The sequence below is a fragment of the Limosilactobacillus sp. genome (genome assembly GCF_022482365.1).
In the GTDB taxonomy this organism is placed as follows: Bacteria; Bacillota; Bacilli; order Lactobacillales; family Lactobacillaceae; genus Limosilactobacillus.
Genome location: NZ_JAKVPE010000001.1, coordinates 544,663 through 561,050, shown reverse-complemented (window position 1 = coordinate 561,050; position 16,388 = coordinate 544,663). Strand labels below are relative to the sequence as shown.

Sequence of the window (16,388 nt, the reverse complement as noted above, 5' to 3'; positions counted from 1 at the left end):
AAAGCAGGGGAAATGTTGAAAGTTTAGCTCTGCCTCGTAATGATTCACTAGAAGACGAGTATACTGAAAATGATTAACAAGAATATCATTAGTGTTAATTGGGAGGAAAATAGATGAAAAAGCTAACACTGGCAGTTTGCTTATCAATGGCGGTGCTTACACTTTCCGGGTGCGGTCAGAACAGCCACAAGACGGCAGCTACGTCTTCATCTTCGGCTGTAAGTAAGACCCAGTCGTCATCCTCGAGCAGGACTGATTCTGCCTCGCTGGATGCGGACCACCTGACGCCGCAGCAGAACGCGGCATTAGTGATGTACTACCGCAATGCCCAGATGCCTGGCGCGTCTAAGCATGATTATTCGGCAGATATGAAGTTGGCAGGGCAAACAGCCACGGTGAAGATTTATGACAAGGATAGTGTTCCTAAGGGAGTGGGTCCACTTTACAAGAGTTACCCTGACGGAGCGCAACTGCTGTACTCCGTTAAGCTGCAGAACAACCACGGCAATGATGGTAAGCATTTCGACTCGACCTATTATACGATTGCTGGCGATAAGGTTTACTACGAAGATGCCGATGCCGGGATTAGTACCAACGGCGTTACCTCAGCTGAGATGGTTGACTATGCTAAATCGCACGGCGGAGTTGATCGGGTACTAAACGTCGCCAAGGGGATGAAGGTAGTTGATTTGCGGGGACAGAACTCCTCATCCGAATCAACGGCTAAGAATAGTCAGGACCTATCGCCACAGCAGTTAGGGGTATTGGTGGCTTTATACCAATCCCCTGACTGGTTCAAGGAATTTGTTGACGATGGTATGTACTATGGGACGCAGCAGGATATGCAGGTCGGCCCAGAAGGCTATGACTATATTACTGCATACGGTGATCCAACCAGCTATGTCTACTTCAAACGTTCGGGTAATGATGTGACGATTAAACAAGTCGTCCCTAAGGGGAACCAGTCAGTTGCTGATGCCTCGATGGTTACCAAACATGTTACGGTCTCCGGCTTAATCAGGGACTACTATACTAATCAGTCACAAAAGGATGAGGTTAACGGCTATGTCAATGAGTTAAAGCCAATTTCGGACGTAGCAAATCATTAATTCATGGAGGAGGAAATTCAAATTGAAGACAAAAAAGCTTTTGCTATTTTCAACTGCTGCTCTACTGGGGTTGACCTTGGGGATTGGCGGCGCAAATGCCGACAGCACGACCAATTCAAGTACGACTACCGCAACTAATCTAGTTGCAAACAATGATTCAAGCCAGGGGGAAACGAGTCAGGAAACAGTTGCTTCAACAACTGATAATGCTGGACAGCAAGTTAATGCGGTAAACGAGGAGCAACAAACCAGCAGTGATCAGCAGATTGCCGTAACGACAAGCCAGGCAAAGGCAAGCGATTATTCGTATGGTTGGCACTCAACCTGGAATGGACAGGATGCGGAGATCCCATATACCTGGACCTATGTAAAGAGTGATGGCACCAAGGCCAACAGTGAATGGCTGCAAGACAATGGTTCGTGGTACTACTTTGATGGCAGTGGCGACATGGTTTCGAATGGTTGGTGGAGTGCACCGTGGCATGGTCAGGACGATGAATACTATTTTGACGCCAACGGCCACTACGAAACGAACTGCTGGCACTCGGTGTGGAACGGTCAGTCAGCGTCAATCCCGTATACTTGGTCCTATTCCAAGGCGGACGGCACCCGGGCAAAAGACGAATGGCTGTGGATCAATGGCTCGTGGTATTACTTTGATGGCAGTGGCGATATGGTTTCGAACGGCTGGTGGAGTGCACCGTGGTATGGTCAGGACAATGAATATTATTTTGATGCCAACGGCCACTACGAAACGAACTGCTGGCACTCGGTGTGGAATGGTCAGGCAGCATCAATTCCGTATACTTGGTCCTATTCCAAGGCAGATGGTACCCGGGCAAAAGACGAATGGCTGTGGATCAATGGCTCGTGGTACTACTTTGATGGCAGTGGGGACATGGTTTCGAACGGTTGGTGGAGTGCACCGTGGTATGGTCAGGACAATGAATACTATTTTGACGCCAACGGCCACTACGAAACGAACTGCTGGCACTCAGTATGGAATGGTCAAGCAGCGTCAATTCCTTATACTTGGTCCTATTCTAAGGCAGATGGTACCCGGGCAAAAGACGAATGGCTGTGGATTAATGGCTCCTGGTATTACTTTGATGGCAGCGGAGACATGGTTTCGAACGGTTGGTACTATGCACCGTGGAATGGTAACGACCGGGAATACTATTTTGATGCCAATGGTCACTGCCTATAAAATTTAATATTATTTGTAGAGGCGGTTGCTTGATCGGCAACCGCTTTTTGGGGTTTTAGCCATTGTGGCCGACGATATTACAAAATAATTTGTCACCAATTTGCTATGAAAACGCTTATAATGAAAGTGTAATGCCGTTGACGGATACTTAGAAGGGAAGTCCACATTTATGGTTAATGCAATTACAAAACGACAATCGGTTCGCAAGTTTCTCACGGCGGGGCTGAGCACTGAGACGGTTCAAAAGCTGGTCGACGCCTTCCAGAGCGCCCCATGTGGGATGCACCAGGCGGATGTTATGCAGGCCGTCGTGGTCACCGATGCCCAGCTTTGCCAACAGGTCGAGGATGCTACCAGGGATGCCTGCTACGGGGCACCGTTGTTGTTTGTGATTTTGACGAAGAAGGGCAGCCCGTTTGGTGAGCGGGACGCCTCCGTTGGTGCCGAAAACGTCATGATCCAGGCAACGGAACTCGGCCTGGGTTCTGTTTACGTCATGGGCGGCGCAATCAAGCTCAACAACTATCCAGGGGTTCTTCAGTCGTTGGGAGTTCCCGCCGGCTTTGAGGTTACGACGATCGTTCCCGTTGGCAAGGTGGCCGAGCAGCCGGCCCCGGAGCCACGAACGGATCGCTACCGTGTTCAGATCAAGTAAACCCAACGAAAATGCCCATCAGCTCTGAAAATGGCTGGTGGGCGTTCTTTCTTATGGTAGAATACAGGTAGCAATTTTAATCAAGCGAAGGAGTGCAACGTTTTGCAAAAGTATCATTTGATGGCGACCGCGGCGGCGGGGATCGAGGCCCTGGTCGGCAAGGAGCTACGGCGCCTGGGCTACGAAACCCAAGTAGAAAACGGCCGGGTGCGTTATCAGGGGGACATGAAGGACATCCTGAAGACGAACCTCTGGCTGCGGACGGCCGACCGGGTCAAGATCATCGTCGGTGAGTTCGATGCCCGAACCTTTGAAGATCTCTTCGATCAGACCAATGAGCTGCCCTGGGAGGACTATCTGCCGGTGGACGCCTGCTTCCCGGTGGAGGGGAAGAGCCACCACTCCCAGCTGCATAATACGCCGAGCGTGCAGGCAATCGTCAAGAAGGCAATCGTTCAGCGGCTCAGCCGGGTCTACCACCGGCGGACGCGCCTGCCGGAAACGGGGGCGCTCTACCCGCTGGAGGTGGCCATCAACAAGGATCACGTCCTGCTGACGCTGGATACGACCGGTGAGGGGCTCTTCAAGCGGGGCTACCGTAAAAACAAGGGTGGCGCACCACTGAAGGAAAACATGGCCGCGGCCTTGGTCATGCTGGCGCACTGGTTCCCGGACAATCCCTTCATGGACCCGGTCTGTGGTTCTGGAACGATCCCGATTGAGGCGGCCCTGTACGGCCACAACATTGCGCCGGGAATCAACCGCTCCTTTATCTGTGAGCAGTGGGTCAATTTGACGCCGGATGGCCTTTCCGATGAGGTTCGCGACGAGGCCGATGCCCAGGCCGACTACGACGTCGAGCTGGATATCCACGGCTATGATATCGACCAGAACATGATCGACATTGCCGAGGAGAACTGCCGGGCGGCGGGCCTGACCCACGACATCACCTTTAAACAGTTAGCGGTCAAGGACTGGCATACCGACAAGATCAATGGAGTCATTGTCGCCAATCCACCGTACGGGGAGCGGCTGAGCGACCACGCCGCCGTCCATGAGCTTTACCGGCAGATGGGCGAGCTCTACCGGCCACTGACGACCTGGAGCAAGTACATTTTGACCGCCGACATGGAGTTTGAGAAGTACTACGGCGCTCAGGCAACTAAGCGGCGCAAGCTTTACAATGGTGCCTTGCGGACGGACCTCTTCCAATTCTGGGGCAAAAAGTCCCGCTGATTGTTAAAAGGTGGTGTAAACATAGGCATAGCAGGTAATAAAAAGCCCCTTGTGAAACCTAAAAGGGGCACAAAAGGGGAAAATTACAATTTATTTAGCAAGTTATCGTACTTTTTTCGAGCTTGTTATGTGACGTGTAGATATACTTCTCGCGTGGTTGCCAGTCTATGGCGGCCATTTTTATTTTCTTCTATATTTCTACGTGACCTAAAACATAACCTCTTTTAACTAGTTCATCAGTATAAGAATAGCATAGATTATGTAATTTTCCAGAAGGGTCTCTATACCAATAGTTGCCATTGGTATCTGTAAATAAGATTGCTGGAATCAAATGATGTCCACCAGAAGAAGCATTTGAATCATATTTAACATGTTTAATTTTTTTGGCTGGAAAAATTTCAAAGTAAAAAGTAGTTGCCAATGAGGTATCAATGTTGTTTAAGTGATCAATCAAAGAATAGTTTGCGGTATTTAAATCTACAAAAACAAAAACGTTATATAAAACAGTATCTGTTTGATTACTTATATATAATCCTAAATTTCAAGAATAAGTTAGCCACTGGACTCAAATAAATAATACTGACCAATTGATTATTGGTTGATGGAGCTGTGATATCTCTTGGTAGAAGGCCTTACGATAGATATCCATTGACGAATGTCCATTAAACATAGCTCGTGGATAGTGATTCATCCAATCATTAGTCGCTATGATCTGAGCACTACTATAGTTATTTATAGCTTCACCTTTGGTAATCTCCTTGCGGAGAAACCGGTTATTGATCTCATTGGATCCACGTTCCCAAGGGGAATACGGATCAGCATAGAAAACATGATCGTGAACTTGTGTTAACTCACTAAATTCTGAACCGTTGTCAGAGGTTATTGTCTTAAAAATGCGATAGTAAGCATCTGTGCCCATTTTCTGGCGCAAATTTATAAAGAACTGATTTACTGCATGCGCAGTTTTACCAGCAATTTTACTCGTGATATTAACTCGTGAAAGGCGATCAGTCATTACTAGTACAACACTGTCATTACCGTTTTTCTGTCCCTGAACTGTATCCAGTTCCCAATGGCCAATTTCGGACCGTTGGTCCGCAGTTTGAGGTCGTTGAGCAATATTAGGCCCTAAGCACCTTTTAGCTTGCGGATGAGTTTGATGATGCTTACGTTTAGGTTTTTCAAAGAGGTCTAAATTGGACGTACGAAGCACACCCTCATTAATCCATTGATATAAAGTTACAACCGACTTTGGGATCAGGGTGCCATCATTCATTAAATCTCGAGCCTTATAAATAACCGCTTGTGGGGAGTAATGGTGGTCGTCAAACTCACCAAGCATTAGCTGATCAGCTAATCGTAAAAATTGCTTTGAAGAATAATATAAGCGACGACGACCAGAATGGCGGTGATGTTCAAGATATGTGGCCTGACCAGCTTCATAACTATAGATGTAGTAAGAATATTCGTAAATCTTACCATTAGATTTTTGACGACGAAGTTGGCGGACCGTACCACGGTTGAGCTCGTTATTAATTGTTTGATGATTAACTCCTAATTGGCGACCAATTGCGCGATTGGAAAGTCCTTGCGACTTTAAAGTCGCAATCATCACACGTTCTTCTTTAGTAAGATGAGCATTCTTTTTATGAGTAGTCAATAAAATAGTAGACATGGTATCATTTAAGTGCGTCATTTGACGGACATCCTTTCATATAGGTTTGGTTCACTTAATATGATACCTGATGTCACGCCGAATGGCGTTTTTTATTTACCACCAACTGGGTGGCTAACTTCATTCTATAATCTACCACTTATATATAATTCAGAGTTATTGGGCCATACTGCAACGTCTTTAGCATATTTATATTTATTGTCTTTGTGTCTAAGATACGCATCGATTAAAAAGGATAAGCTAGCAACAAGAGCAGTAATAATTTGACAGTAGTCGGATATTCGCATTTAAATCACCATCTTTATTTTAAGCTAATTTTTCCTACCATAATTTAACGTCCTTTCTTTAGGAAAAACTTTTAAGGAGATACTCCTTAACAACTGATACTTGAAAGGGCGTACTAAATTAGTTCTGTGTATCATTTATCACTGAATATTGATTAAGCCAGTTAGTTTTTGACCTATTAAATTTGTTTTGTGTCTTGGTGATATCATTTTGTGCATCTTTTTTATCATCTTTTGAAGCATCTGGATCACTCGAAACAGCGCCTTCAGATTCGAGTGTAGAGGCATAATCTTCAAGATCATTAATGTACCTATCAAGAGCTTTGTTGTAATTTCTTAGCTTTTTATAATCTGAAGGATTAAGTAAGGACTTTTCTTTTTTTACCTTTTTATCGGCTTGAACAGCAATCTTGGTTAATTGCCCAGATTGTTTCTGATAATTTTTAAGATCTTTTTGTGTTGTCTTACTATTATCGGTATTTCGGGCTGTGGCTGTATCATTTACATCAGTTTGAGCTGCTTGAATAAGGTTATTTTCACGTGATTGAAGATCATTTTTATCAGCTAGTGAATTAGCTATATTGACCATGCTTTGATGGGATTCAGTGTTATTAATTTTAGCATAAACCACTTGTGGCTTAAGCAGATTGTGTCTTCTGCTTATTGAAGCAATTGGACTTAATGATAATAGACATGAAATGGCAAGTGTAGAAAGAATTTGTTTTTTCATTTTATTACTCCTAGATGATTTATATTTATTTGCTTAGTAAGCTGTAAAACAGATTCATTGACCGGAAATTTTATGAAAAGCAATCAACCAAACTATCCAAGCTTTTATCCCCACTAAGCGATAAAAACCGCCCGCAATCGTGGAATCACAAATTAAAACATAGTAAAATCAAATTATTACGTATTAATTATATAGGGGAGCTATTCGAGCGTCTTCAGCGCCTGGTTAGCCAGGTGGTGGGCACCATGATTTTCCCGGTCCGGGATCCACTGGGTCACGACCGTCGTGAACTGGCCGATGAGCTGGTTGAGCGCCGCCAGTTCCTCCTGGTAATGTTTTGTATAATTTTTGCCGATCGCATCGCTGAGGACCCGGCTATCGGTGTAGAATAGCACTGTTTGCTGGGGGCCAAAGTGCTCCAGCAGGTAGGAAAAGCCGAGCCGGGCGGCCGCAAATTCCCCGTGGTGATTGTCGGCCAGCTGGAGGGTATCGGTGACCTGGTACTGATGGTGGTTGGCGATTACCAGGACGCCTAGACCGGTAGGACCGGGATTGCCCTTGCTGGCCGCGTCCGTGTAGAGCTTTATCATTAAAAATTACCTCACTTTGAAAGGAAGAGTCAATTCTATGGAAGAAGAAACCCGCTATTTCTATCAGCCCGATCTGACGGGCACGATCATCGACTGGTGCTGGACCTTTATGCTGTTCCTCGCCGGCCTGATCATTTGGCTGGAGATCACCCATTTTCAGTGGATCTCCGCGAGCTTCTTTGCCGCTTTTGCCATTCTAACATTTTTCGGGATCAAGCGCCGGACGGTATTGATCACGCCGACGCGACTGGTCTTTAGCCGGCTGCTGCAAAAGGACTACCTGACCATCCCCCTCAAGGACATTCGTCAGCCCCGCTTTACCAAGCACACTGTCTCGATGACCGTGAACGGCGAAGTCCTCAACTTTACCTTCACAAATAAGGGCATTCGCCGCCTGCAGCTGGATCTGAAGCAAGCGGGGATCGAATAGTGAGTATTGTAATTAGCCTTCTACTGGCAGTCGCTTTAGTGGTCGTTGACCAGCTGGTTAAGCACTGGGTGGTTACAACGATTAGCCTCGGGGCCAGCAAGACCGTGCTTCCCGGCGTTTTGACCCTGACCAACCTTCACAATACCGGAGCCGCCTGGAGCATGCTGTCCGGCCAGCAGGGCTTCTTCGTGCTGATCACTGTTGTAGCCCTGGCAATCATCGGCTACTTGATGGTTCGCTGGCGGCACCAACGGGCATTGATGATCGGCCTGGCCCTGATTCTCGCTGGGACCCTGGGAAACTTCATCGACCGCCTCGCTCACGGCTACGTGGTTGACATGTTTGAGACTCTCTTTGTCAGCTTCCCGGTCTTCAATGTCGCGGACAGCTGCCTGACGATCGGGGTAATCATCTTGATTATAGCAATTTTGCGAGAGGACGATTAGTTTGGAAGAACCATTAGAATTAACGGTTGACGCAACGATGACGGGGCGGATCGACAAGCAGCTTGCCCACCACCTCAGCCAATTCTCACGCTCCCAGCTGCAGCGCTGGATTGAGGACGGGCACGTGAAGGTCAATGGCGAGCAGGTCAAGCCCAAGTACAAGCTGGTTGTCGGTGACCGGGTGACGATTGAACCGGAACAGCCACAAAAGATTGACTTGGAACCCGAAAACATTCCCCTGGACATCGTTTATGAGGACGACGACGTGATCGTGGTCAACAAGCCCCAGGGGATGGTGGTTCACCCGGCGCCGGGACATCCCGACCACACCCTGGTCAACGCGCTCCTTTATCACTCACCGCTCTCAACGATCAACGGGGAGTTTCGGCCGGGCATCGTTCACCGGATCGACAAGGACACCTCGGGCCTATTGATGGTGGCCAAAAACGACATGGCTCACCGGTCACTGGCGGCCCAGCTCAAGGCCAAGACCAACGAGCGGGAATACGTGGCCCTGGTTCACGGGGTGATCAAGGAGGACGCCGGCACAATTGATGCGCCGCTGGGTCGTTCACCCAAGGATCGGAAGAAGCAGGCGGTGGTCGCTGACGGCCGCCATGCGGTGACCCACTTCAAGGTACTCAAGCGTTACCGTCACTATACCCTAGTGTCCTGTCGCCTGGAGACCGGGCGGACCCACCAGATCCGGGTGCACATGAAGTACATCGGTCATCCATTGGCCGGCGATCCGCTCTACGGGCCCCGCAAGACTCTCCCGGGCAAGGGGCAGTATCTCCATGCCCGCCTGCTGGGCTTCAAGCACCCGCGAACGGGCAAGCAGCTGACCTTTACGGCGCCCTTGCCGGCTTATTTTCAGCAAATGCTCGACAAATTAGACAAAATCGATCAGTAAGTTGCTTGAGTTTCGCCCAATTAATTGGATAATAGAAGTGAGTATTACGTAGGGGTGAGTGAAAATTGACAGCACGATACCTAATATTTGAAGATGGCACGGTCTTTGCCGGGGAGGGCTTTGGTGCGCCCGCGGTGACCTTTGGTGAGGTGGTCTTCAACACCAGCATGACCGGCTATCAGGAAATCATCACCAACCAGATCTATGACAATCAGATCCTGGTGTTTGCCCAACCCAACATCGGCAGCTACGGCATTCAGCGCAACAACTATGAGACAATTGTGCCGACGATTAAGGGCGTGGTGGTGCGTTCGCTTTCCAATGTGGCGACTAACAACGTGCGGCGGCTGACCCTCGACCAGTACCTCAAGCAGATGAACATTCCGGGGATCACCAACATCGACACCCGGGCGGTCATCCATAAGCTTCGCAACGCCGACAAGCCACTCAAAGGCAGCATCGTTCCGGTTCCGGACGACCACGCCTTTGACCAGCTGCACGCCACCGTTCTGACCAATCAGCAGGTTGCCCAGGTGGCCACGCCCAAGCCCTACCCGAACCCGGGGATCGGCCTCAGCATCGTCGTGGTCGATTTCGGCCTCAAAAATGGAATCCTGCGGGAACTGAGTCGGCGGAAGTGCAACGTCACGGTCTTGCCGTACAACGCGACGGCCGACGAGATTCTTCGCCTGGACCCGGACGGGGTGGTCCTGTCGAGCGGCCCCGGCAATCCCAACAGCATTAAGAAATCGGTTCTGGAGATGATCCGGACCGTCCAGACCAAGGTGCCGTTGTTTGCGATTGGCCTGGGTCACGAGCTTTTTGGGATCGCCAACGGTGCTAAGGTGACACGGTATGCTGTCGAGCATCACGGGATGAACCACCCGCTCAAGGAGGTCATCACCGACCACATTGTTTACGCCAACCAGGGTGGGGGCTACGCGATCGATCCGCAGACGGTCGACCGCAGCAAGCTCTTCATCACCTACATCGACATGATCGATAACACCATTCAGGGTCTGCGTCACCGCCAGTACCCGGCCTTCTCCGTTCAGTTCTTCCCGGACGGGGCGCCGGGTCCGGACGAGACGGATGGCCTCTTTGATGAATTCTTGGATATGATTAGACGAAAGGAGGCCCGGCACTGATGGCTAATTCAGCAATCAAGTCAGTTTTAATCATTGGTCCCGGGGCCAACGACGTCCAGCATGGTGACGAACTCGACGCGGCCACCTACCAGATGGCACTAACCTTTAAGCGCCTTGGCATTCGGACGATTCTGGCCGATGACAATCCGTTTTCCTTTAGTCTTGACAATCGGTCGGTGATTGACCACGCCTGCATCGGCCCCCTCAATGTCGAGACCCTCGTCGACCTGATCAAGCACTACCACCCGCACGCCATCTTACCGACTCTGGGAAATCGCCGGGCCTTTGAACTGACCCAGGAACTATTGGAAAAGGGGATTCTCCAGGAATGCGATCTGAAGCTCCTCGGTATTCCGGAAGCCACCATTCGCCAGATCAACAACCCGGTCCTGCTTAGTCGGACCCTCCACAAGATGGATGCGCCGATGAAGTCCGTGGTGACCGTCAGCAATTACCCGGACGCCCTGACTGAAGCCCGCAAGCTGGGTTACCCGGTGATTATCCGGTCGGTCCTGCCAAAAAGCAGCAGTACCCGGCGGATTGTCCACGATGAGCGTGAACTGGCCCCGGCCGTCCAGAGCTGTCTGAGCCAGTCCCGCGCGGAGCAAGTCCTGGTTCAGCAGAGCCTGGCCGGGTTTAAGGAAATCGAGGCGGTTGTCCAGCGGGATTCGTCCGGGACGATGATGATGCTGTCGATGGTCGAGGACATGGACCCGATCGGGATTCACGCCGGTGATTCGATCGCCTTTAACCCGCCGCAGACCCTGCTTGATCGGCAAATTCAGGATATGCGGGACACGGCCTTTGCGATCACCCGCAAGCTGCGGATTGTGGGGATCAACCACGTCCAATTTGCCCTCGATCCCGAGAGTGGCAAGTTTTACGTGATCAAGAACAGCCCCTACTTTGACCGGATCGTTTCCTTCGTTGCCCAGTCGACCGGTTACCCGATTGCGGACGTTTCGGCCCAGCTGTACGCCGGCAAACTGCTGCGTGACATCGACCTGGGGCCAAACTACGCCCCCCACGCGGCCCTGATTGAACCGGCGATGGACCACATTGCCGCCCGGGTGCCGGTCTGGGGCTTCAGCGCAATTCCAAGTGCCAGCCGGGTCCTGGGGACGGAAAAAAAGTCGATTGGGACCGTCTTCGGGATTGGTCGGAGCACGATTGAGGCCCTCTTTAAGGCCATCGAATCCCGCTACCAGGAGCCAACCGACTTTCACCTGGCCGCCCAAAAGAAGCTGACCGATGATGAGTTGATCGTTAAGCTAGTCCACCCCGAGGCCGGGCGCCTGTTTGTCCTGATTGAGGCGATGGACCGCGGCTATTCCGTTGAGGAACTGTCCGAGATGACCAAGATCGACCCGTATTACTTTGTTCAGATCAACCAGATGCGTTTGCTGATTAGGGAGATCGCCGAAAATCCGAACAAGGAACCGGTCCTGCTCAAGGCCAAGGGCTACGGGCTGAGCAACCTCCTGATTGCCCGCCTGTGGAAGACGACGCCGCACCGCATTTATCAAATGCTGGTCGACCATGGCCTGACCACCAAGTACAAGGAGGTGGAACCCTCGGCCGGAGAGTTCGACCAACACACCAACATCTTCTATTCGGCCTTCGAGGACGAAAACGAGGGGACCAAGACGGCTCAGCCAAGTGCCCTGATCGTCGGGACTGGTGGCCTGCGCCTGGGCTTGAGCAACGCCGGTGACTATTTCGTGGCCCAGATGATGCAGGAACTGCGGCGCGAGGGCTATCACACCGTCATCGTTAACACCAATCCAAGTTCGATCAGTCTTTGTCACGACTTAAGCGACAAGCGCTACATTGAGCCGCCGACCCTGGAAAACATCGTCCAGCTCTTAAAGGTCGAACAGCCCCAGCTGCTGTTTGTCCCGGCGTCCTATGATCAGCTGCTAGCGGACCTGGCAAAGATCGACCTGGGCTGTCGGTTGATTGTGCTTCCTGACGATCGCCTGCCGCGGATGGACGGCCGGGCGACGAAGATGGTGGCCTTTAACTACGTCTACGACGGCGATTACGCCTACCCGCTGGGGACGATGACCAATCTTTTGTCACCTGAGCAGCTTAATTACCAGTCAACGGCACTGCGTTACCCGGCCGAGGTTCCCAACTACCTCTTCCAGAAGGTCAGCGATGAGGCCAGCGACACGGTGATGAAGCAGGATCACCCTGGCCTTTACCAGGTGATCTTTGTTGCAACGGATGACGAATATCACCAGCTGGGGATCCAACCCCTGCCCCTGCCGGAGGTTGCCTTCCTGTCGAAGGTCCTGCAAATCAGCCTGCCGGGAGTTTATACGCAGCTGCTGACCGGCAACATGGCGGCTGGGGCGGTCATGGATTCCCTTAAGCAGGCCGTCGATCCGGGAGTGGTAACCTACCGGGCGACCTTCCCGTTCAAGGCGCTGCACGTCGCCAACGGGGTGCCGGCCTTCAACAAGATCATCGGTGCCCGGATGCAGTTTTTAACCAAGCATTACTAAATATAAGCAAAAGCGTCGCCGTTAGAGGTGGCGCTTTTTAGATAAAAAAGGGAGGAAAATAATCATGGTACGCATTGCGGTGAGCAGCGACAACCACCTGGACGTTAACCGGATCGATCCAATCTGGGCGCTGGAGATGCAGGCCCGTTACTTAGAAAAGCAGGGGGTCCAGTACTACTTTTATGGCGGTGACCTCTTTAACGACTTTGCCCGCACACGCCACTACATGGAAAAAATGCGCGACCGGCTGGCGGGCCGGGTCAGCGTCTATTACATTGCCGGCAATCACGACCTCTTGCAACACGCTCCCTACAGGCTGGTCGAAACGCTGGCGGATCATTCCTACCTCCACAACCGTTTTGTTGACCTGGCCAGAACCGACTGGCGGATGATCGGGAACAACGGTTGGTACGACTATAGCTTTTCGACCTACCGCGACCGGCCCAAGGAGGTGGCCCAGTGGAAGAAGGTTTACTGGCTGGATTCGGCCATTGAGCTGCCCGGGGATGACCAGGAGCAAATGGCAATGGTGCTCCACCAGGTTCACGACCAGCTTTTACGCGCGCGGCGGGATCACAAGCGGGTCCTTTTCCTGACCCACTTTGCACCGCGGCACGAGTTGCTCGCCCCCAAGCCGGCGGCGGTGACGACCCCGCGCCGGGAGCGGTTTTACCAGATGATTAACGCGATGATGGGCAGTGATCGACTCGGCGAGCTGCTCGAACAGGATTCAGCGGTCCGTTACGTTTTCTATGGTCATCTCCATGGTCAGCACCCGGCGTTGAGGCGGGGTGGAGTTACCTAATTTCAACCAGGCGGTCGGTGTGCGCAACAAACGGATCGACGAGTGGGAGCGACCGAATTTTGCCGCTCAGTGGCAGGCTTGCTTGCGAATTATGGATTTGAAATGACGGGGCGATTTAGTAAAATTGTCTTGCCAATCGCCGAAAGCGTTTACATTTTACCGGAGCAACTATATAATGGACATGTTGAAGAATTCTATCTATTTCTCTGAAGGGAAGTAATCAATATGACAAAGGTTGCAATGGTAACGGGTGCCGGTCAAGGAATCGGTGAAGCGATCGCTAAGCGGCTGGCAAAGGCTGGCTTTGCGGTTTCGGTGGCTGACCTTAGCTGCGACAATGCCCAGCGGGTTGCCAAGGAGATCCGGGACGCCGGTGGGCAGTCGCTCGCCATTGAAGTCAACGTGGCCTTCCGTGACCAGATGTTCTCGGCGGTTGAACAGACGGCGGAACACTTTGGCGGTTTTGACGTCCTGGTCAACAATGCCGGCTTGGGCCCGGTTACACCGATCAAGGACGTGACCCCAGAGATGTTCGATTCCGTAATGCACGTCAACGTTGCCGGTGACATGTGGGGGATCCAGGCGGCACTGGAGCAGTTTGAAAAGAAGCCGCGGCAGGGTAAGGAAGTCGTCGGCAAGATCATCAACGCTACTTCCCAGGCCGGTGTGCGGGGCAACAAGAATGAGCTCCTCTATTCCAGCAGCAAGTTTGCCGTTCGGGGATTAACCCAGGTGGCTGCCCGGGACCTCGCCAAGCAGGGAATCACGGTTAATGCCTACGCACCCGGAATCGTTGACACGCCGATGATGCGCAAGATTGCGGAGGATCAAGGCCTGAAGATGCGCGACTATGAATCCCTGATTGCCTTAGACAAGCTGTCCGATCCAGATGACGTTGCCAAGGTCGTGGAGTTCCTAGCCAGTGACAAATCGGATTACATCACCGGGCAGACGATTCTTTGTGACGGCGGGATGCAGTTTGAATAGAATCAATTAGGTGGTTCGCTTTTGGGCGGACCATTTTTTCTTTTAAACGAGGAAAGCGGCTTGTCGAATTCTGAACAAGTTCAGGAAATTTCACAAAACAACCGTGCAATGCTAACCTATGTCACTTGTGCGTTTTTGCACGCCAAGCAAAATTGCTTGTGAAATTTATGAGAACGGTTACAATTGACGTATAAGCGAAAGGTGGTTTTTATTAATGGCTTACAAGACAGTTAATCCATATACAAACGAAGTCGAGCATGAATACGAGAACGCCACGGACGCGCAGGTGGAGGCAGCTCTGCAGGCTGGACATGAGCTCTACAAGCAGTGGCGGGACGGTTCGGGCCTCGCTGAACGCAAGCAGGTGATCGAAAAGCTCGGTCAGCTGCTTCGGGAACGTAAGACGGCCCTGGCCGAGATCATGACTCGTGATATGGGCAAGCTGATTGGCGAGGCTGAGGGGGAAGTCGAGCTCTGTGCTTCCTTCTGCGATTACTACGTTCAGCGTGCTGACCAGTTCCTGGCGCCGAAGCCGATTTACACGGAATCCGGCAACGCCTATGTTCTGCGTCAGGCAACCGGGATCTTGATGGCGGTGGAGCCATGGAACTTCCCGTTCTACCAGATCGCCCGGGTCTTCATCCCGAACTTTCTGGTCGGCAACCCGATGATCTTAAAGGATGCCTCCAATTGTCCAACCTCGGCCCAGGCCTTCGCCGACCTGGTCAAGGAGGCCGGGGCACCGACCGGCAGCCTGACCAACCTCTTCATCAGCTATGACCAGGTTGGCCAAATTATCGCCGATCCCCGGGTTCAGGGCGTCTGCCTGACCGGTTCCGAGCGGGGTGGCCAGGCCGTCGCCACGGAGGCAGCCAAGAATCTGAAGAAGAACACCATGGAACTGGGCGGCAATGATGCCTTCATCGTCCTGCCTGATGCCGACATTGACAAGCTGGCCAAGGTGATCTTCTTTGCCCGGCTGTACAACGCGGGGCAGGTCTGCACCTCATCCAAGCGTTTCATCGTGCCGGACAACCTTTATGACGAATTCCTGAAGCGTGCTAAGGAAGTCTTTAGTTCCGTCAAGATGGGTGATCCCCTTGACCGGACGACCACACTGGCACCAATGAATTCCAAGAAGGCCAAGGAGAAGCTTCAAAAGCAGGTTGATACCGCCGTCGAGAACGGTGCCAAGGTTTACTACGGCAACAAGCCGGTTGACCTGCCAGGACAGTTCTTCATGCCAACAATCCTGACCGATATCACTAAGGACAACCCGATTTTTGATCAGGAAATGTTTGGGCCAGTAATGTCCGTCTACAAGTACCATGATGTCCAGGAAGCCATCGACCTGGCCAACGATTCGAGTTTTGGCCTGGGCAACACCATCTTCGGCGAAAACATTCACCAAGCCCGGCAGGTTGCCAGCCAGATTGAATCGGGGATGACCTGGATCAACTCCGGCTGGGGCTCGCTGCCGGAACTGCCATTTGGTGGGGTTAAGCACTCCGGATACGGTCGTGAGCTGAGCGAGATCGGCTTCACCGAATTCGTTAACGAACACCTGGTTTACGAACCAGAAGACTAATTGAAAATATCCTTGTTTTGAAGGCCATCTTTCATTCTTGTTGAGTGAAAGATGGCTTTTTTACGTATTAAATAT

Annotated in this window: 15 protein-coding genes; 12 read left to right on the top strand and 3 right to left on the bottom strand. The window is 51.4% G+C overall.

Annotation, left to right across the window (positions count from 1 at the left end):
• Positions 1-113 precede the first annotated feature (113 nt).
• The 4 genes from LKE23_RS02665 (at position 114) to LKE23_RS02650 (ending at position 4,207) form a co-directional block, all read left to right on the top strand.
• The gene (locus LKE23_RS02665; protein ID WP_291977960.1) at positions 114-1,109 is read left to right on the top strand and encodes an Lreu_0056 family protein; all 996 of its coding nucleotides are present in this window, start codon (positions 114-116) and stop codon (positions 1,107-1,109) included.
• A gap of 22 nt (positions 1,110-1,131) precedes the next feature.
• Positions 1,132-2,316 (top strand): hypothetical protein, encoded by a 1,185-nt coding sequence (locus tag LKE23_RS02660; protein WP_291977959.1) that lies wholly within the window; start codon positions 1,132-1,134, stop codon positions 2,314-2,316.
• 169 nt (positions 2,317-2,485) lie between these two features.
• Positions 2,486-2,971, top strand: a complete 486-nt coding sequence (locus tag LKE23_RS02655; RefSeq protein ID WP_291977958.1) for a nitroreductase family protein — start codon at positions 2,486-2,488, stop codon at positions 2,969-2,971.
• Between the two features lie 102 nt (positions 2,972-3,073).
• Complete coding sequence (locus tag LKE23_RS02650; protein ID WP_291977957.1) at positions 3,074-4,207, top strand: THUMP domain-containing class I SAM-dependent RNA methyltransferase; 1,134 nt, start codon at positions 3,074-3,076, stop codon at positions 4,205-4,207.
• Between the two features lie 565 nt (positions 4,208-4,772).
• On the opposite strand, the gene LKE23_RS02645 is transcribed toward LKE23_RS02650, so the two are convergent.
• The 3 genes from LKE23_RS02645 to LKE23_RS02635 form a co-directional block, all read right to left on the bottom strand.
• A complete protein-coding gene (locus tag LKE23_RS02645) occupies positions 4,773-5,903 on the bottom strand; it encodes an IS30 family transposase (protein WP_291976173.1) in 1,131 nt (376 codons plus the stop codon).
• A gap of 384 nt (positions 5,904-6,287) precedes the next feature.
• Entirely contained in the window at positions 6,288-6,896 is a 609-nt protein-coding gene (locus LKE23_RS02640) for a hypothetical protein (RefSeq protein ID WP_291977956.1), read from the bottom strand.
• Between the two features lie 200 nt (positions 6,897-7,096).
• A complete protein-coding gene (locus LKE23_RS02635) occupies positions 7,097-7,486 on the bottom strand; it encodes a ribonuclease HI family protein (protein ID WP_291977955.1) in 390 nt (129 codons plus the stop codon).
• Between the two features lie 37 nt (positions 7,487-7,523).
• Between LKE23_RS02635 and LKE23_RS02630 the strand changes: the two genes are divergently transcribed.
• From LKE23_RS02630 to LKE23_RS02595, 8 genes are all read left to right on the top strand, one after another.
• A complete protein-coding gene (locus LKE23_RS02630) occupies positions 7,524-7,916 on the top strand; it encodes an EbsA family protein (protein WP_291977954.1) in 393 nt (130 codons plus the stop codon).
• A gap of 5 nt (positions 7,917-7,921) precedes the next feature.
• Positions 7,922-8,362 (top strand): signal peptidase II, encoded by a 441-nt coding sequence (lspA, locus tag LKE23_RS02625; RefSeq protein ID WP_291978309.1) that lies wholly within the window; start codon positions 7,922-7,924, stop codon positions 8,360-8,362.
• Position 8,363: 1 nt separating this feature from the next.
• Positions 8,364-9,275 carry an RluA family pseudouridine synthase gene (locus tag LKE23_RS02620; RefSeq protein ID WP_291977953.1) on the top strand — a complete coding sequence of 304 codons (912 nt, stop codon included), beginning with the start codon at positions 8,364-8,366 and terminating at the stop codon, positions 9,273-9,275.
• Positions 9,276-9,340: 65 nt separating this feature from the next.
• Entirely contained in the window at positions 9,341-10,423 is a 1,083-nt protein-coding gene (locus LKE23_RS02615) for a carbamoyl phosphate synthase small subunit (RefSeq protein ID WP_291977952.1), read from the top strand.
• The gene (locus LKE23_RS02610) at positions 10,423-12,933 is read left to right on the top strand and encodes an ATP-binding protein (protein ID WP_291977951.1); all 2,511 of its coding nucleotides are present in this window, start codon (positions 10,423-10,425) and stop codon (positions 12,931-12,933) included. The genes LKE23_RS02615 and LKE23_RS02610 overlap by 1 nt, the downstream gene beginning before the upstream one ends.
• Positions 12,934-12,997: 64 nt before the next feature.
• On the top strand, positions 12,998-13,738 hold the full coding sequence (locus LKE23_RS02605; protein ID WP_291977950.1) for a metallophosphoesterase: 741 nt from the start codon (positions 12,998-13,000) through the stop codon (positions 13,736-13,738).
• Positions 13,739-13,963: 225 nt separating this feature from the next.
• Positions 13,964-14,725 carry an acetoin reductase gene (locus LKE23_RS02600; protein WP_291977949.1) on the top strand — a complete coding sequence of 254 codons (762 nt, stop codon included), beginning with the start codon at positions 13,964-13,966 and terminating at the stop codon, positions 14,723-14,725.
• Positions 14,726-14,939: 214 nt separating this feature from the next.
• Positions 14,940-16,313: an NAD-dependent succinate-semialdehyde dehydrogenase gene (locus LKE23_RS02595; protein ID WP_291977948.1), complete on the top strand. Its 1,374-nt coding sequence runs from the start codon at positions 14,940-14,942 to the stop codon at positions 16,311-16,313.
• Positions 16,314-16,388 lie beyond the last annotated feature (75 nt).